The sequence below is a fragment of the Novipirellula herctigrandis genome (genome assembly GCA_007859835.1).
Lineage (GTDB): Bacteria > Planctomycetota > Planctomycetia > Pirellulales > Pirellulaceae > Novipirellula_A > Novipirellula_A herctigrandis.
The window spans coordinates 570,121-589,564 of the sequence record SJPJ01000001.1 but is presented as its reverse complement, the minus strand read 5'-3'; the positions used below and the strand labels follow the sequence as shown (position 1 = coordinate 589,564).

10 protein-coding genes are annotated in these 19,444 nt (G+C 52.7%); 6 read left to right on the top strand and 4 right to left on the bottom strand.

The window, feature by feature from the left end:
* Positions 1 to 83: 83 nt before the first annotated feature.
* Positions 84 to 4,694 (bottom strand): outer membrane protein assembly factor BamB family protein, encoded by a 4,611-nt coding sequence (locus tag CA13_RS02005; protein WP_146394312.1) that lies wholly within the window; start codon positions 4,692 to 4,694, stop codon positions 84 to 86.
* Positions 4,695 to 4,946: 252 nt separating this feature from the next.
* Here CA13_RS02005 and CA13_RS02000 point away from each other — a divergent pair, with 252 nt between their 5' ends.
* Positions 4,947 to 7,406, top strand: coding sequence for a prolyl oligopeptidase family serine peptidase (locus tag CA13_RS02000; protein ID WP_146394310.1), 2,460 nt, complete (start codon positions 4,947 to 4,949; stop codon positions 7,404 to 7,406).
* A gap of 52 nt (positions 7,407 to 7,458) precedes the next feature.
* On the opposite strand, the gene CA13_RS01995 is transcribed toward CA13_RS02000, so the two are convergent.
* On the bottom strand, positions 7,459 to 8,433 hold the full coding sequence (locus CA13_RS01995) for an NAD-dependent epimerase/dehydratase family protein (protein ID WP_146394308.1): 975 nt from the start codon (positions 8,431 to 8,433) through the stop codon (positions 7,459 to 7,461).
* A 4-nt stretch (positions 8,434 to 8,437) separates the two neighbouring features.
* Positions 8,438 to 9,739: a nucleotide sugar dehydrogenase gene (locus CA13_RS01990; RefSeq protein WP_146394306.1), complete on the bottom strand. Its 1,302-nt coding sequence runs from the start codon at positions 9,737 to 9,739 to the stop codon at positions 8,438 to 8,440.
* 324 nt (positions 9,740 to 10,063) lie between these two features.
* Here CA13_RS01990 and CA13_RS01985 point away from each other — a divergent pair, with 324 nt between their 5' ends.
* The 5 genes from CA13_RS01985 (at position 10,064) to CA13_RS01965 (ending at position 17,699) form a co-directional block, all read left to right on the top strand.
* Positions 10,064 to 10,516 carry an RrF2 family transcriptional regulator gene (locus CA13_RS01985; protein WP_146394304.1) on the top strand — a complete coding sequence of 151 codons (453 nt, stop codon included), beginning with the start codon at positions 10,064 to 10,066 and terminating at the stop codon, positions 10,514 to 10,516.
* Between the two features lie 154 nt (positions 10,517 to 10,670).
* Positions 10,671 to 12,053, top strand: coding sequence for a RidA family protein (locus CA13_RS01980; protein ID WP_146394302.1), 1,383 nt, complete (start codon positions 10,671 to 10,673; stop codon positions 12,051 to 12,053).
* Between the two features lie 83 nt (positions 12,054 to 12,136).
* The gene (locus CA13_RS01975) at positions 12,137 to 13,927 is read left to right on the top strand and encodes a DUF1553 domain-containing protein (RefSeq protein ID WP_146394300.1); all 1,791 of its coding nucleotides are present in this window, start codon (positions 12,137 to 12,139) and stop codon (positions 13,925 to 13,927) included.
* Between the two features lie 86 nt (positions 13,928 to 14,013).
* On the top strand, positions 14,014 to 15,396 hold the full coding sequence (locus CA13_RS01970) for a DUF1501 domain-containing protein (RefSeq protein ID WP_146394298.1): 1,383 nt from the start codon (positions 14,014 to 14,016) through the stop codon (positions 15,394 to 15,396).
* A gap of 8 nt (positions 15,397 to 15,404) precedes the next feature.
* Positions 15,405 to 17,699: a peptidase gene (locus CA13_RS01965; RefSeq protein WP_146394295.1), complete on the top strand. Its 2,295-nt coding sequence runs from the start codon at positions 15,405 to 15,407 to the stop codon at positions 17,697 to 17,699.
* Between the two features lie 147 nt (positions 17,700 to 17,846).
* Here CA13_RS01965 and CA13_RS01960 read toward each other — a convergent pair whose 3' ends face one another.
* Complete coding sequence (locus tag CA13_RS01960) at positions 17,847 to 19,436, bottom strand: Hsp70 family protein (protein ID WP_419193833.1); 1,590 nt, start codon at positions 19,434 to 19,436, stop codon at positions 17,847 to 17,849.
* Positions 19,437 to 19,444 lie beyond the last annotated feature (8 nt).

The following is a 19,444-nucleotide window of genomic DNA, read 5'->3' as shown; positions in this document are numbered from 1 at the left end:
AAACTCGCGCTGTATTGGAAATAGCTGGCCTCGCTTCCCGACGTCGCCGGGGAACGAGCTCCAGCCGCGTTTACTGTGTTTCCCTATGGCGCATCCGACGCGTGATCTTTCTGCGGTTCCGCGACTGTTTGTGATTCGCTCGACGTTTCGCCAAACACTAACTTCAATTTTTCCAAACCAATATCGACGACCATCAGCGGTTGGTGCGCTGGCATCTTAATTTGGGTAGCAAGCTCGTTTGTATTGCTAGGCACTTCCTTATCGAGCACCGATGCCAGTTCGTGACCATCGTCAATATCTAAAGCCATAAAATCGAGCGTTCGTTTTCGCACACGTGGGTTCACAGGCGAAAAAGTGGATCGAGCACGCGACAACAATACCGCAGGTGATCCGCTTGGTTGATGCACGGTGCATCCCCACGCTTCGTCAAACTCTTTTTGCCACACGACTTCTCCGCTATCGAGTGAAATGCAAACTACGGCATTGGACGTTTCATGTTGGTTGCTTTGGCGAGTGTGCAGCATCGGTGCCGGTGCGATATCGTTTTCTTTCGCACGCCGCTGGGGAAGCAGAATAAAACGATCTGCCATCACCATTGCATGCAGTCCCACCAAATCCTCATAGGCGGGTAGTTCCACGTCGCTGACCACTTTTGCGGAAACCAAATCCCAGACGCATGCTTTTCCCTCGGTATCAAGCATTGCCAAGTAGCGTCCGCCAACGATACGACCGTAAGATGCCGGAATATCAATTGTCGTCCGATTCGCCTCGGCGGATTGTCTTTGTAGCACGATTTGATCGGCAAATGGATCATAGAGTAGAACCAAGTATTCACGATCAATGTCGTCGGTGGGGTGATAGGATAGCACGTACTTTCCTTGTCCACCCCAAATGAAACCATGGTGCCATGGTGCTTGGCGAGTGATCTTTCCATCGAGGCTATTGAAGAATACGATTCGTCGTTCATCCTCGGAAACTACTGCGACTTCGGGACCATTCGATAGCACAATGCCATTTGTCGGTGCCGCTGCGTTCCGCCATATCGATTCACCCGAATACAAATCCAGGGCCATCAGTTCACCGCCCTGCAACGCGAAAACCCGATCACCAAGCAAAGGGCCGAGACTGAATTGTGGAACCGTTGCAGACGCAGTGGCCCCTCGAATGCGATATTGGAATACTTGGTCGCCAAATCGAGTTGTATTGCTACGCCGACTCAATAGCGCGGTGCCGTCGGTGCTGAGGTTGTGTTCCCACATGACACTATCGCCTTCCTGGGCGATCAAACGCTGCAAATCGACGCCGACAATCGAACTCGGTGTGACGATCACCATTGCCCCGCCAGCGATTTTTGCTTCGTTTTGGCCGATTTCGCGTTGCCTCGCCTCGGACATTGTTGCAATACCGTGCGAACTGCCGAGCGGGTTGCGCAGCGCCAACGGGAACGCCCCTTCGCTGACTAATTGCCAATCGCGAAACTGTTCACCTGATAACACGGTTGTCTGCGAAAATTGTTGCTGTAGCGACATCGACGAACGCATTCGGCGCGGCCTTGGTTCCCATTGAACGGTTGCAGAATCAGGCCATTCGAATTCGCTATGGAAACGCATGACTGCCTTGCTAATCTCGTCGAGAAGATTCTGGTCGGGCGCATCGTCTCGACCGCGAATCAGAGCAATGATTTTCGCCGCGTCTTTGCCAAAACGTTCGAACGAAAAAATCTTCGCCAAAGCAAGTAACCGGGAAGTCGGAAGATTGGCGATCTCACGATCCGTCGCCAACCTCGCATGGACATGCAATCCGTAGGCACGCAACCACTGTTCGTCCTCTTGGTAACGATTGGACAATTCGGTGCGCAAACGCTCGGAACCACCAAACGCACCAAATTGGGCGGCCAATCGCTCGAGAAGGCGGTCCGATGCATTTAGGTTGGGGGATAACGATTCTTCAACCAACGCATTGACCGTCTCTGTCAATGCTGCGTCTTGCTGCGTATCGAGGGCACTAACGATTTCGGCTGAACGTGCTGCAATCCAAGCGTCGAGTGAACAATGGCGGCTCGGCTCTGAAATAATCCGTGTCGCGGCGTCTTCGACGCCCGATTCCGATGCCGCTAGCGAAGATAACTCTAATAATTGACTTGCTGCTAAATCGTATTGGGTTCTCTGCAAAGCCGCTCGTAAGCGAAGGGCAAGCAATTCGACGCGTTGATCGGGTTCATAGATCAATTGATCCAATGTTTCCACCATCTCGCCATCGACTTCGGGCGATTCACGCAGTGCATCAAGCATCGCCGCTACCGATAACATCAACACCTCATCATTGTCCGGTTCCGCTTTGCGTGCTTGGGCAAGCAGTTCTAACGCTTCTTGACGTTTCTCTTCTTGAAGCATTAGCTCGGCCTTGCGAATCATGGCCTGAGTGTCGTCCGGATTTTCTTTGAGTGCTCTTTCGACCTTTGGCCCAAGGGAGACTTCGCCGTAAGCAACCGACAATGTCGTTGCCGCTTGCGAGATCAATTCACCATCGACCGCAATCAGATTCCCTAATTGGAAATTGACGTCACGACGATCCATCACCGATCCATCTTCGAGTGACACCTTGACGATTTGGTTGGTTGTCGTTGGCAACAAATAGGTGGAGATTCCAAACACGCCGCGTCCGGAAATGAGCTGACCGACTGACAGCAAATCCGTTGGAGTGTTCCATAGCTTGTTGCCTGTTTGAAGATCGTACGCACTCATTTGATTGCTGCCGACTAAGAAGAACTTTCCGTCACGAATGCCTGCAAGAGTGCGTGAGACGACACGTTCTTTGGGTTCAAAAACTTCTTCCCCGGTCAGTAGATTGAAGCTTAGTAGTTGGTTTGATTCGATTGGTGTAAGGAGTACCGAGCGATCGGCGGCGATGGCGGCCCCGCTATACCATCGCTGCATCAATTGCGTGGACCCGACGCTATTGTTACCACGAGTGTTCATGCCCCGGATCAAGTCGTCGTTTCGCGGGTAGGTAGCACCCCATCGGAGCATGCGGTCGACCAAATCAACTGCGACACACGCGCCGGCGCCCGTTGGGCAAATCAGCAAACCTTCATGGTAGCTGGGCGTGGCTCCACCGACGCGGCGAATCGGGTCGGTATCGATGGCACCGGTTTCTACCGCAACCAAATGTTGACGCCACAGTTCACTACCGCTTGCGGGATCGAGACAAATCAATGAAATGTCGCCAGCAATTTCAGCCATCACATAAAGTCGCCCCTCGAGTGGCAGTGGCGGACCGAGGAAGAACGCATCGGACATGGTCGACGCGAGGTCTTCGCCTTTACCAATTCTCCAAAGTAAATATCCTTCGGTAGCCAAATCGAGTGCGACAAGTGTATTGGATCCCGTGTCCGATGGCCGCGTTCCCTGCATTCCCATGATGGGGCTGAACATCGCCATTTCAATCTTGCCCAAATCATCGAGCATAAAGACCCGTTGACCGTCGCTGGTGATTTGGCCGTAAGGCAAATCGTTCCAAACGCGTTGGCTCAACATCTCGTTAACCTGTTCTTCGCCCGGGATCGAATCGAAATCGATTGTCTCTGTGTCAAAGTACTTTTCGGTCGAGAACCACGGGTACATCCAAACGCGTTTTCCGGTGGTAAAGTCGACGCCGACAAGTCGCTCGGTGGTTCGCATCAGCAACTGCTTGCCAACGCGAATAGGGGTCCAACTTGGTGGTGGCAGTTGGCCGCTCGAAACCATCCTGCTAGCAAGTTGACGGATCGTTCGCGTCTGTCGCGGACTGGCGGTCGTGTCGAGTGTCCATCGCTCGTTCGCAAGCGGAGATTCACCAATGCTGCGATCATTTCGGTGCGGCTTGTCACCAAACATCGCATAGTTGATGTCCTCCACATCCATATCACGTCCGTCTTGAAAACGGGAATCGAGCCAATTGGCTAGCTCTTCCTGGGCCGGAAGCGTCTCGGATTTCCCATGAATTGTCACCGTGTCAATCGTCACATCGGAGGGATCAAATTCTCGATTGGCTAAATGGCATGCTTCGGCATGCAAGACCTTTACCGATTCCCCGGTACGTGCGATTGCATCAGCAGAGTTGACGAATTCATCGAGCATCAACGAAGCGGATAATGGACGTCCGGCGAACAGATCCCGCTTTGCCAATAATAATGAAGCGTCGTATCCCGCTTCGGTATGCAGATACATTCGACGGACTGCAGCCACGGTTTCCCAATCGCGAGACGCCGAGGCATCATCGAGCATTTTTCGAGCGAGGGGGCCGTAGCGAAGTTGATACGTGTCGCGGGCTTGCCGTGGAAGCGAGCTGAGAATTTGACGTGCGCGATGGAATAAACTTTCGCGAGCCAATTTTGGCGAACCGGCACCGTCGGCATCAAGAAAAAAATCTTGACCGTTTAGCAGTGCGTCTTCTGAGTCGCCGCCTGCACGCTGCAGCAGATTCCCCAAGCGAACGACCGCTTCGCTGAAGTTGTCGTTTTCAATCGCTCGTTCGGCGTCCCGCAATTGTTGCTGCAAATTTCGCGGTGCGTCGATAAATCGTCCTGACTGCGTGCTCGCGATCGGACGGAAAAAGCCTTGCGCCAGTGCTTGTTGCGTATCGATCAAAATCATGGACGCAATGATGAATCCGAAGAAACACCTAGCACGATTCCCAGTTGAAATATCGGTCACCGTCAATCCTATTGAAATGAAACTTTTGAGGGAATTCAGGCGGTCGCCTGCTTCACACTTAGCTCGAAAGCCAAGCACTCGTTATTGTAAGAATATTGACGCCGTTGACTTGGGCAAATCGGCGATATCAAGCAAATGAACACAGATTTCTCATTCACTGTCATATTCAGTCTCGAAATGGCTCCCTCGAACGCTGCGGCACAGCTATGCTAGGACGCGTGATTCCCTCCCCTTTTGGTGCAGCTTCAACAAATGATTTGCATAGAAATACGGTTCGCTATCTCACCCTGCCTTCGCCAAGGATTGCTTTTCTACGCATTGATTTGCAGTTTGAGTCTCTACCTTCCAGCGGTAGACGCCAAACAATCGCAAGCAGAGGAATCTCAATACGATGCTGCTTTTGAGCGGTGGGAATCGATTGGCTCGCGACTGAAAGAGCCCATTTTTCGCGATCACGTCAAGGCGAAATGGATCGACGAAGCGAAAGGCCAGTTCTTCTATCGAATCGAGACGGGGGAGGATGAAACACGGTTCGTCTTTGTCGATGCGCAGTCCCGTTCGCGGACCGAATTTGAAAATTTCGAACAAATGACGCAAGCGATCCGCAGCGAGTTACCCGAGTTTGCCGCCACGCAAAAACTGGATTCGCTGACGCCCAACACGCGGATTCGCCGCAGCCAAAATGGGGGCGATCGAACCGACATCCGATTTCAAAACGACACCGATCGGACGCTGATCTACAAATGGATCAACAGCGAAGGCCGTTTTGTGGACTATGGAAAGGTCGATCCGCAAAAATCGGTATCGATCAGTACGTTCGAGGGTCATGCGTGGGCACTTCAAAACGAGGCCGGCGAAACCATAGCGGCGTTTGTCGCCGATGTATCGCAGCCGTTGGCGATCATCAACTCCGATACCCCAATACCGATGCAAGAAAACCGCAGCCGCGGTCGCCGGGCAAACCGGGCGAGCAGCCCGCGACATCGGTCCCCCAACGCGTTGTGGCGAGTTAACTACGAAGACAACAATATGGTCTTGGTTGATGAGAACTCCGGTGAACGGACCATCCTGACGACCGATGGGACAACGGATTGTGTCTACAGCGGCAATGTTTGGTGGTCGCCAAATTCAAAGCATTTTGTTGTGATGAAGACCGAACGTGTTGAAACGCGAAAAATTCCGATCGTCGAATCTTCACCGGATGGCTCGATCCATTCGAAGTTGATGATGGTCGACTACGCTAAACCAGGGGATCCGCGAGATCATCCGCGCCCGGTTCTCTTTGATGTTGAAAATCGAACTCCGAAATTGATCGAGGATTCGTTGTTTCCGAATCCGTTTTCCATCGACAACCTGCGTTGGCATCAGGACGGAACGTCCTTTTCGTTTGTTTACAACCAGCGTGGCCACCAAGCGTTAAGGGTTATCGCAGTGGACGCGGAAACGGCAATACCGCGAGCGATGATCGACGAACAAAGCAACACGTTCGTTTGCTATTCGCACAAACAATTTCTGCGTCGACTCGATAAGACGAACGAAGCGATTTGGATGAGTGAGCGGTCGGGTTGGAATCACTTGTACCTTGTTGACCAAAAAACCGGCCAAACGATCAACGCAATCACCAGTGGCAATTGGGTGGTGCGATCGGTGGAACGAGTGGAGGAAGAGAAACGCCAAATATGGCTTGTCGTTTCTGGAATCGATCCCGACCAGGATCCCTATTACCGGCATTTAGTTCGCGTAAACTTTGATGGAACGGATGTGGTACGACTGACGTCCGGGGACGGCGATCATAGCTGGGAATTCACCTCCGGAAATCGTTACTTGATCGATACCTATTCGCGAGTCGATTTGCCGCCGGTGACGACACTACGCGACGCCGACACGGGGAAAGAAATTTGCCAGTTGGAAACGGCTGATGCATCGAAGGTGCTCCAAACGGGTTGGCAATACCCTGAGCGGTTTGTTGCAAAGGGACGCGACGGGGAAACAGACATCTATGGAATCATCATTCGTCCTACGAACTTTGATCCAAGCAAACGGTATCCTGTGATGGAATCGATCTACGCCGGGCCCCAAGCGGCTTTTGTACCGAAGTCGTTTGGACGTCAAACAGGCATGCAGAAAATGGCGGAATTGGGTTTCATTATTGTCAAAATTGATGGGATGGGGACGAGCTATCGAAGCAAGGCGTTCCATGATGTTTGCTGGCAGAATCTCGGCGATAGTGGGTTTCCAGATCGGATTGCTTGGATCCAGGCAGCCGCGAAAGAGTATCCAGAAATGGATTTGTCGCGGATCGGAATTTGGGGAGGATCAGCCGGTGGCCAAAGTGCGCTGCGGGCATTGATCGATCATGGTGATTTCTATCGTGCGGCCGCTGCCGATTGCGGATGCCACGACAATCGCGTCGACAAAATGTGGTGGAATGAACAATGGATGGGGTATCCCGTTGGCCCACATTACGAGCAAGAATCAAACGTGACCCAGGTCCACAAGATGCAAGGCGACCTCATGCTGATTGGTGGCGAGCTTGATACGAATGTGGACCCGGCCAGCACCATGCAGGTGGTCAATGGGCTCGTCAAGGCAAATAAAGATTTCGAGTTCCTATTGATGCCGGGCGTCGGTCACGGAGCAGCCGGTCATCCATACGCCCAGCGACGTCAAGCCGATTTCTTCGTTCGCAAATTGCTTGGGTTGGCGAGATAGCGGAGCCGTCACAACCTAGAAGTTCGGTTCATAGCCGAGCGGGGCAACCCGCTTACGGTAACACTAGCTCGCTTGACCAAGGCTTGTTCTGCAAGTGCCAATCGACGCATTTTTGCAGTCCCTCGTCGAGACTGATTTGGGGATGCCAACCGAGCATCGCCTTCGCTTTCTCGATGTTCGCTTGCGTCGTGACGATGTCCGCTTTGTGGAATGTTTTGTGCGTCAGTTCGGCTTTTTTGCCAAGTCGCTCTTCCAAACTCGCAATCACCGTGTTCAGCGAGACTGGCTCGCCACCGCCACCCAAGTTGAACACTTCGTATCCAACCGGTTTGACGGCAAGGATTGTTCCGTTGGCAATATCGTCGACATAGGTAAAGTCGCGTGATTGTTCCCCGTCGCCGAACAATTCGATCGGCGTCCCTTCGTCGATCCACTTGATAAACCGAAAGATACACATATCGGGCCGGCCCGCGGGCCCATAGACAGTGAAATAGCGGCAAACGGAAACGTCAATGTCGTAAAGGTGGTGGTAAGAATATGCCATTGCCTCCGCCGCTTTCTTGCTCGCGGCGTACGGCGAGATCGGCGTGTTGACGCTCAGCGTTTCAAGAAACGGCATCGGTTGGCCCGCATACAGCGATGACGTTGATGCCAGAACGTACTTCTTCACTCCGGTCCGCTGCATTTCGTCAAGTAAGTTCAGCGACCCCATTGCGTTGGTGGTCATGTAGACATGCGGGTTGGCCATGCTGTATCGCACACCCGCGCGAGCTGCCAAATTCAGCACGGCCGCGAACGAGTGGTCGTCAAAGACTTTCCTAAGCAATGCACGGTCTTCGATGTCACCTTTGATGAACGTGAAATTCGGGTGCGAGAGCTTGTCGAGACGGTGTTGCTTTAACCGCACATCATAATAGTCGTTAAGGTTGTCAATACCGACGACCGTGTGGCCCTGTTCGATAAGCTTTGCGGCGACACGGTTGGCGATAAAGCCGGCGACGCCGGTGACGAGATAGGTTTCAGGCATCGAATTAGGCTTTCACGACGTGTTGGCGGTTGCTGCAATTGGCGGTAGCGTTGCGGGTGTCGATCACCAATTGCGACCAATCGACTAGTTCTTGGTGATCTACGTTGGCGTGCGCAGTGGAGATGATTGCTACATCAAAACTACCCACCGTCTCGTTGTCCCAAGCGATGCTCGGAGTACCAGCCCAATGGCCATGTTCTCGACTGGGCCGGATGACGGGGACATAGGGGTCGTAGTAGCTTACCTCAGCCCCAGACGCTTTCAATAGATCCATTAATACATACGTCGGCGATTCGCGATCGTCATCAACATTCGCTTTGTAGGCGAGTCCGACAAGGAGGATCTTGCTGCCATTGATTGGCTTTTTCACTCCGTTTAGTGCTTCGGCAACCCTGTTCACGACGTGCTGGGGCATTGAAGTATTGATTTCGCCCGCCAACTCGATGAACCGAGTCGCTTGACCGTATTCGCGTGCTTTCCATGTCAGGTAAAACGGATCGATCGGAATACAATGACCGCCAAGACCGGGACCGGGGTAGAAGGGCATGTAGCCGAAAGGTTTCGTCTTGGCTGCTTCAATTACTTCCCAAACATCGATTCCCATTGCGGCGTATACGATTTTCAACTCATTGACCAACGCAATGTTGACGCTGCGGAAAATATTCTCAAGCAGTTTCGTCGCTTCGGCTGCTCGGCAACTGCTCACCGGTACGATTCGCTCGATCGCTTGCCCATACAACGCCGTCGCCTTTTCCAGGCACGCGGGACTCAATCCGCCAACCACCTTGGGGATCTTGGCGACTCGGCTATCCGGGTTGCCTGGGTCTTCGCGTTCGGGCGAAAAAGCCAAATGAAAGTCTTTGCCGGCAACCAATCCTGAACCCTTTTCAAGGACACCAAGCAAATCTTCGTCGGTGGTTCCTGGGTAGGTGGTCGATTCGAGGACGACAAGCATTCCCGGATGCAGGTAGGGGGCAATTGCCTCGCCTGTTTTCAAAATGTACGAAATGTCCGGTTCACGGTTCTTGTTGAGTGGACTTGGGACACAAATGATCACCGCGCCGCAATCACCCACTCGCGAAAAATCGGTGCTCGCAGATAGTCGCCCCGAGTCAATTTGTTCCCTGATCGAATCGGAATCGATATGATGGATGTAGGATTGTCCCGCATTGATCGAGTCCACCTTCGCGGAATCGATATCCAATCCTAGAACCGATACACCGCTTCGAGCGAATTGCAGCCCTAGGGGCAGACCGACGTAGCCGAGACCAACGATTCCAACGAGAGAGGGGGTTGGGGTGGACATGGAAGGTTTTTCGTCGGGTTAGAGGCTAAGAATGTCTATTTAAGTCTTAGTGAATGCGATCTGGTTGCGTTACCAGGGGGTAGCCGTTCAGGCCTGAATTGCCTGCAATTTATCCAAAGCGGGTCCACTGACAAGGGAGAGTGCCACTGCCGAGCGAGAGGGATAGGAGGGTTGTCCCAATCAAGGGCGGCAGCGGGAAAACGTCGCTTCTGGAAAATACTCTGATTATGTCAATATCAAGTATCAACGCATTAATGCACGCTTGCATTCTTTCAGCGGATCAATTAGACTCCTTATTAGCTAATTTAGGGAGATCAAATACTCATGAAATTGCTTTCCGAGGCGTGTGATTACGGGCTTCGAGCTGTTATCTGGATGGCTCAGCGACCTCGTAACCCGCACAAGGTTAAGGAGATCGCCCAAGGGATCAAAGCCGCACCGGGCTACTTAATCAAAGTACTTCAGGAATTGACTAAAGCCGGCATTTTGAGTGCACACCGTGGCAGCCATGGTGGCTTCATGCTGCGTGCTGATCCGGCCGTATTGACGGCTCTCGATGTGATCAATGCTATCGATCCACTCGAGCGTATTGAGGCCTGTCCGGTCGACATTGAATCGCATGTCGATGGACTGTGCCCGATGCACAAATGTATTGACGATGCGATGGGGACAATCGAAGATACTTTTCGTAAAACAACCATTGCGGAAGTGCTGAAGAGTTTCAGCGATTCGCAATCAGAGGCATTGTGCAAAGTACTTGGACCATCGTCTTGCTAACGAAACGGAGACATTTGTTTGGCTTACCCTTCGATAGAGTCGCGTTCTTCGCGCGAATCTAATTCAATTTCCCACCGACTAACTATCCCACCCAATTCACTATCCCACCCTTTAAATTCCTACCTACTTTCTATTTCCCAACCGAGGATGACCGATGAGCGAGGCAATCAAAGCGACGAAGGAAACGAAACAGCGAGCCGAACAAGTGAGTGCGTCGGCCTCGGAGGCGATATGCAGTCGCATGGAACCGATGAAGCAAATGCTTGGTGCCGAGGGCGACTCATGTAGCAACGGTTGTCGGCTAGAAAAGATGATCGGCGAATCGTCGGCACCGGCTTGTTTACTTAGCGACCAACAACACAGTGTCGTAACGCTTGACCGTGTTTGTCGGATTGCCTTGATGGTCACTCCGCAAGCGATTGGTTCAGCAATCGATCAGGCTTGGGAAGCGGTTTCGACGATCCGCGTGATTTTAAAACAGCAAGCCGTTCCGATGACCGTTTCGATGCAAACGGTGTTCGTACGATCGGCCGACGATATTCCTGCGTTTGAAAAATTATTCGCGGCGTACTTTGGTGACCGCGTCCCGGCGACGAGCTTTATTGTCCAACCGCCATGTGGTGGCCAAGCTTTGGCGATAGAAGCATGGGCGCTCGGTGGTGACGATGTTTCGGTCGAATTTCCGCTGCCGGATGTGGTCACGATCACTTATGATTCGTTGCGTTGGATCTACTTAGCCGGCATTCGTCCTGCGAAAGGTTCCGAGACAGCCTACGATGAATCCAAGAGCGTATTCGAACAATTGAACCAGCGTTTGGAGATGGCAGGGGCGAAGTTCCGCGATGTGCCACGCGTGTGGTTGTATCAAGGTGGCATTACGGAACTCGAAGACGGGACCGAGCGTTACCGCGAATTGAACCGAGCACGAACCGATTTCTTTGATGTGCAAGAGTCGCTCGGTCAAATGTCGGTTTCAGCCGATGGCCAGGTGATCTATCCGGCTAGCACGGGGATCGGAATGGTTGGGGGTAGTTTGACGCTTAGCGGGATGGCGCTGCAAACCGATCGATCCGATGTCGAATTACGGTCGCTTGAAAACCCACAACAAACTTCCGCGTTCGATTATGCCAAACGGTTCTCTGCCAAGAGTCCCAAGTTTGCTCGCGCGATGGCGGTCCGAGTGGGGAATTATCTAACGACTTGGGTCTCGGGAACCGCCAGTATTCTGGATTCCGAGAGTGTTCACATCGACGATATCGAAAAGCAGACGCATCAAACGATCGACAATATTGAACAACTGATTGCTCCGTCGAATTTCGAGCGTCATTCCATGCCAGGCTGTGGGGCGCAGCTGAGCGATTTGGCGAAAGTTCGCGTTTATGTGAAACGTCAAGAAGACTACGAAAAGTGCCGCGCGGTTTGTGAAAGTCGCTTTGGTGCTTTGCCTACGATCTACGCGATTGCGGATGTCTGTCGACCCGAATTGCTCGTCGAAATCGAAGGCGTTGCGTTTTCGAGCGTGAAGCAGCCGGGTTAAGTCAATGTGAAAGGTGATCGATTTCCAACCGTGTGAACGCGCCGGCCAACGGCGACGCTATTCACGCCCGATCGAGTCCAACGATGAAGCGAAAACGACGAAAAAATCCGATTTGGATACTGTTGCTTTTTGCATCAGCAATGTTCAGCATGATTGCGTTGGCGGTATGGTTGGTTGCCGAAAACAAAGCTCGCCAAACCATGCCGTCCCAATCGGCGGCGTCCAACACGCTTGCGACGTCAGCCAGCGCAGGCAGTAAGCGGCTGAGCGATCCTCAGAACATCATGCCTTCATTTCCTTCGTCTCATTCCGGAGAGTCGTTGGCATTGGATATGCCCAAAGGCTTGCAGACGTTGCCTGAGTATGAAGAGGATTGGATGGATCGACCGTTCCAGAGCGATTCCCCAGTGCACGCTCACAATTCGATCGATGATATCGTGTTCGCAAACTTGATCAAGTTAAAGATCGAGCCTGCCAAACTCTGTTCCGATGAAGCGTTTGTGCGACGCATCTATATCGATGCGCTTGGAACATTGCCCAAGGCAGACGAGGCGAAACGTTTCCTCGATGCCACGGATCCGGACAAACGCGTCAAACTGATTGACGAGGTATTGCAGCGGCCCGAATACGTCGACTACATGACGATGAAGTGGTGTGACATTTTGCGGGTGAAGGCGGAATTTCCGATTAATCTTTGGCCCAATGCCGCGCAAGCCTATCATCATTGGATACACGAATCGATCAAGACGAATCGTCCGTATGACGAGTTCGCGTTTGAGTTGCTGACGTCGTCGGGAAGTAATTTCCGCACGCCGCAAGTCAACTTTTACCGGGCGATGCAAAGCAAGGAACCCGAAGCGATCGCTCAAACCGTGGCTCTGACCTTCTTGTGTGAACGGGCCCAAAAATGGCCCCAAGAGCGATTGGCGGGGATGGCGGCGTTCTTTGAAAAAGTGGGTTACAAGCCGACCGGCGAATGGAAAGAAGAAATCATTTTCTTTGACCCGCGTCGAGGCGAGAACGTATCACCAAACGAACCTGTCAATGCTGTCTACCCAAATGGAGTGAAGGTCGTCGTCCCGGCAGGTGAAGATCCGCGGCGAGTGTTCGCAAAATGGCTCACTCATGAGAAGAACCCTTGGTTCGCCCGTGCGGCTGCGAATCGGATGTGGTATTGGTTGATGGGGCATGGCATCGTTGACCCGCCAGACGACGTTGGTGCTGAGAATCCAGCATCAAATTTGGAATTGCTAAATCATTTGGCGTCCGAGTTGATTGCTTCCGACTTCAACATGAGACATTTGCATAAGTTGATTTTTAATAGCAGCGCGTACCAATTGTCCTGTATTCCACAAAGCGACGACCCGGACGCTGGAAAGCATTTCGCCTACTACCACCCACGTCGCCAAGATGCGGAAGTGTTGATCGATGCAATTTGCCAGCTCACCGGAACGACCGAAACTTACATGAGTATTATCCCGGAGCCGTTCACGTTCTTACCCGATTTTCAACGTGCGATTGCACTGCCGGACGGCAGTATCACGAGCAGTTTTTTAGAAACGTTTGGTCGCCCAGCACGCGATTCGGGGATGGAAATGGAACGCAACAACCGGCTGACGGCCGGGCAAGCATTGCATCTGCTTAATTCCAACCACATTCGCGACAAATTGAAAAAAGGGCCCGGGATCAAAGAATTGTTGAGTCAAGCGACGACTCCGTCGGAAACGGCCGAGTTGTTGTATTTAGCGATCCTGTCGCGGCGACCCTACGAGAATGAAATCACCACGGCGGAACAGTTGTGCCAATCTCATTGGGGGACACGTGATTTGGCATGGGCTTTGGTTAACACAGACGAGTTTTTGTTCCGGCATTAGTTTTGCCTTACGCCTTTCGTTTTGCCTTGCGGCTAACGACTGCACACAATCGAGACATCTCGGCATCCCTTTGGAGTCAACCCATTATGAACCAACACAAACATTCAAGTCTTTTTTGGGGACCATCGCTTAGTCGACGTCAAGCAATGCATGCCGGTGTCCTTACCGGTGCCGGTGCCGCCATCGCGTCGCGAATGTACGCACGTGATTTGGCTGCTGAGGGTGGTGCAAAGCCGTCGGGCGCCCCGATGCCCAAAGCCAACGCCGTGATCCAAGTTTGGCTCGGTGGTGGTCCACCTCACACCGACACGTTTGACCCGAAACCCGAGGCTGGTAGCGATTTCACAGGGCCGTTTAGCGGAGTGTGTGACACGAATGTATCGGGGATTCGGATCGGTCAACTGATGACGGAGCTTGGGAAATGTGCGGACAAGTATTCGTTGATTCGGAGTTTTACGCACGGTCAATTTGGTCACGAAACGGCTTCCTATTTGACGCAAACCGGACGCATGCCGGGACGCTTGGTTTATCCCGCAGCGGGTGCCGTCGTGAGTGCGTTTAAGGGATTCCCCGAAAAGGCGAAAGGCGAGCCCGACAACCTCATTCCTCCCTACGTGGTGTTGACCCAGCCACAAGGACGTTTTTCGGAAGCGGGTTTTCTAGGGATAAAGTACAAACCCTTTGCGACCGGCGGCGACCCGAATGCCAATCGCTTTGCAGTCGAAGGGATCGTCGCTGCGGATTTGACCGAGAATCAACAGTTACAACGCCGCGATCTGTTGAACGAACTCAATTCGTTGCACCATGCATTGAGGGTCAACCCGGATATTCAAACGGCATCAAAGTCTCGCGGTGACGCATATGACTTGATGCTCGGTGATACCGGGTTAGTGTTCAATTTAGGCGAAGAATCCGAGGAAACGCGAACTCGGTATGGGCGAACGCGGTTCGGTCAATCCTGTTTAGCGGCGCGTCGTTTGGTCGAAGCCGGTTCGAAATTTGTCACGGTCAATGATGGTGGATGGGATACACACAAAGATCACTTCCCAGCGATGCGGCGGAAACTGCCCGACTTGGATCGCGGTTTGGCTGCATTGATCACGGACTTAGATGAACGTGGATTGCTTGACAGTACGATCGTATGGTGCATTGGCGAATTTGGCAGATCGCCAAAGGTGGCGATGGAATCGCCGTGGAATGGCGGGCGACACCATTTTGGAGCGGTCTTTTCAACCCTTGTCGCCGGAGGCGGGTTCAAAGGAGGACAAGTGGTTGGCCAATCCGATGATCGTGGCGAAACCGTCAAGGATCGCCCCGTCTATCCAGGCGATTTGATTGGTACGATGTATGAGCTACTCGGCATCGACCCGGAAGCAAGTTTGCCGCACCCGATGGGCGAATTTGTAAGAGCCACACCAGGGCCTGATGATGGGATGGAAACAGGCGGCAGGTTGCACGAACTTACATGAGCATTTTGATGAATTGTCGCTTTTTTGTTTTTCTCTTTTTCGTTGCTTCGATTGCGGTCAATCAATCCGGTGCGCGCGAACCGCATTTGGCTTACGGCTACCCGGCGGGTTGCCAACGGGGGACCGAGTGCGAAATCGTCATTGGCGGCCAGCACCTGAAGGATGCCAAGGATATCTATTTGGCCGGCGAGGGGGTCGAGATCGAAATTTTGGATTGGTATCGGCCGATGACTCAGGGCGAATACACCGGTCTACGCCGGAAGATGGATGAAGTCAAAGAAGCGATGATGGCAAAGTTGGAGGCCGAGGGGAAATTTGGCGAACCCACTTTCGACGAGATCGTCAAACAGGCCGGTATCACCGAAGACCAGCTAAAAGAGATGGAAATCTATCGCCAAAGGGATCGAGATCCGAAACGGCAACCCAATGATCAACTTGAGGAACAGGTAACCGTCCGAATCAAGGTCGCTGGCGATGCAGAGCTTGGTAAACGTGAGTTGCGTTTTTTGACCGACGATGCGATTTCCAACCCACTTTGGCTGCACATCGGCCGCTGGCATGAAGTGCGTGAAACGGAGCCGAATAACAATGAGCCCGACCAAGCGATCGACTCGATTCCGGTCGTCGTCAACGGCCAGATTATGCCAGGTGATGTTGACCGTTTTGTATTCGATGCTCGCAAGGGTCAAAAAATCGTGATCGAAGCGGGAGCGAGGGCCGTGATTCCGTTCCTTGCTGACGCTGTCCCAGGATGGTTTCAAGCAATCATGAAGTTAACCGACTCCTCGGGTAGGGAACTCAGTTACGCCGATTCAATGTATTATCGTCAAGACCCCGTGATGTACTTTGAAGTCCCCAAAGATGATCGTTATGTTTTTGAAATTCGTGATACGTTGTACCGCGGCCGCGAAGATTTTGTTTACCGAGTAACGGTGGGCGAGATTCCGTTTGTAACGAGTATTTATCCGCTTGGGGGACGGGTCGATTCGGAAGTGAACGTGACACTCAATGGATGGAATTTGACTCAGACGCAAGTGCCGGTCAAAACCATGTCGCGTAAGAAATACCGGCCAACCATGTTGTGCGAATCCGAACAGGGCAGCGGCGTTTCGGTGAAGTTCCCGGTGCAGGTTAATTATTGGCCGGAAGTCTTTGATGAAGAACCGAATAACGATTATGCCACCGCTCAACCGATCTCGACGCGTGTGACCATCAATGGGCATATTGACTACCCGGGTGACGAAGATGTTTACAAGATTAACGGCGGCGGAAGGTTGATCATGGAAGTGGAAGCACGTCGCTTAGGTTCGCCGATGGATTCCAGTTTGCGTGTGACCGATGACACCGGTAAGGAACTCGGTTTTAACGACGATTTCAAAGATCTTTCCCAGGCATTGCAAACCCATCATGCGGATTCGCATTTGTCGGTCACGGTACCAGGGACCGGTAATCATTACTTGCACGTGACGGACTCTCAAAATAGCGGGGGAAAAGATTTTAGTTACCGTTTGACAATGCGAGCCCCCGATTCGGATTACGAGTTGCGGGTAACCCCGGCCAGCATCATCGCTCGAGCCGGCGCGGTGGTGCCGATTACCGTTTTCGCACTTCGCAAAGACGGATTTGACCAACCGATTCACCTGAGATTGGTTGATCCGCCAGCTGGTTTTCAGCTGGATGGCAATGTGATTCCGGGGGATGCGGATAGTATCCGGATGACATTGAAGATTCCTCGCAAGCAAGCAGACGATGCATCGGGCCAGCCGATTGCAATGGAGATGGAAGGGGTGTCGATGCCGGCGCGGCGAAGCCGTGCTCGGGACCAAATCATTCGGCCTGCGGTACCCGCTGAAAATATGATGCAAGCGTTTATCTGGTACCACTTGGTGACGGTGGAAAAGTGGAATGTCGTTATCAGCGGAAGAGCACGTAGTGCGATGCCATTCTCGGCGATCATGCCCGCACCGCGCGTGGTGCTACCTCAAACGGGTGAATTCTATGTTGGGCTCAATTTGACGGATAAGAAACTAAAGGCAGACGACCTTGGGTTAGAGATAAGTGCGGGACCGCCCGGGGTGTCGGCTGAATTCTTCCAAGCACCCAACGGTGCGATGGCGATCAAATTCACCATGGAAGAGAAAGAAATCGAACCGGGCTTGGAAGGTAACTTGATCATCAGTGTCTACAAAGATGTCATGCCAAAGCCGACCGAAGAAAACCCCGAACCAAAAGAATATCGAGTCGATTACGGGTACATGCCCGCGATCCCATTTGGGATTGCTGAGAAGAAGCCGCGCCGGTAAGTGGGCTGGGTGCTGATTTTCCCCAGTGAAAACTTTCTCAGTGAAAACTTCCCCAGTGAAAACTTCCCCAGTGTGACCTGCCCCAGTGTGACCTGCCCCAGTGTGACCTGCCCACGCGAGAGTTTCCCGCGTGAAAGCTGACTTGGTTTAATCAAGTCCCAATGCTTCGTAAATCTCGCTCGAAATGTCTTGCCACTCGTCGATCTCTGTCTCGGTGAGTCCGGCGTCGCGTTTGATTTCGATGCGATTCTTTTTGCCGGTTGCCAAGACGATTGCTTCGGCTTGGATGATGCCGTCGACGTTGTATTGCAAAATAACCTCGACGGGCGAACCGGCGGGCAAACCGGCTGGCAAATCGCGAACCGAAAACGTCCCGATCGTTGTCGCGTTATGACCTCGCATGTCGCCACCTTCGATCACTTTGACAACCACGCTTCGTTGGTTGGGTTTGACCGTCTTGAATCGCGCGACGTTCATCGCCGGCAACGGAGAGTTCTTAGGGATGATCACTTGGCCTTGGGGCCGACCTGTACTCAATTCAACGCCGAGCACTCCAAGGTGATGCGCGTTAACATCGGTAACGTCGACTGACCGAAGCGGTTGTTTACCCGACGATTCGCCACCATTGGCACGCTGGCTAAGAATGTTCGCGTAGACAGCCGCGCCGAGGGCGACCGCTTGATCGGGCGAAACGGATTGGTCGATCGTGATGTCGGTTTCGCGCTGAAGCATCTCAACAATTTGCGGCATGCGAGTCGCACCGCCGACAAGCAATACTCGATCAATACCGCTCCAAGTCAATTTGGCTGCTTCGAGTGCTTTCTTAATGGTAAACCGAGTCCGGTCCAACAAGTGAGCGGTCAATTCATCAAACAGACTCCGCGTTAGTTGTGTTTGCAGGACGGCATCACCCAAGCGGATTTTGACGTTGGTTTGTTTGCGGGCCGTTAGGCTGTGTTTAATTTCTTCGGCTTCACGTTGCAAAATCCCTTTGTTAGCTTCCAGCTTTTTGCGGTCGATGTCGCAGTTGTTTTCGAATTCGTCGATCAACCAATCGACGATACAGGCATCCCAATCGAGCCCACCAAGTCGCGCGTTGCCGTCGATGCCGAGGACATTGATTGCGTCCCCTTCGATTCGCAAAATGCAAACGTCGAATGTGCCGCCGCCGAGATCATAGACGAGCAAGGTTTCCGGTTTCTTGAAGACGCCATCCGGATCCATGAAGCCGTGTTCGATGCCGTACGCAAGTGCTGCGGCGGTCGGCTCGTTGATGATGGCTTCAACACTAAAACCCGCCAACAAGCCTGCGTCCATTGTGGCCCGGCGCTTTGGTTCGTTGAAAAATGCAGGGACGGTAATCACAACGCTTTGGGCGGTATCGCCAAAATGACGCTCGGCGTCACGGCGCAGACGTCCGAGAATAAACGATTGGATCAATTCCGCTGGGTAGTCGTAGCCGTCAATCGAAATCATGTGGCCGTCATTGCCCATTTCACGTTTGGCAAACTGAACAACCTGGTCGGGAGTGATCGCCAGCGACTTGATGGCTTCTTTTCCAATCAAGACATCCCCATCTTCGAACGCCACAGCACTTGGCGTTGTCATGTCGCCGTCGGCGTTTAGGATTGTTTGTGGGCGACCATGGTCGTCGAGATAGGAAACGACGCTGCGGGTTGTCCCAAGATCAATACCAAGGATCGGAGTCGAGCTGGGTTCCGGGGTTGGAGAGGTCACGTTTGTCG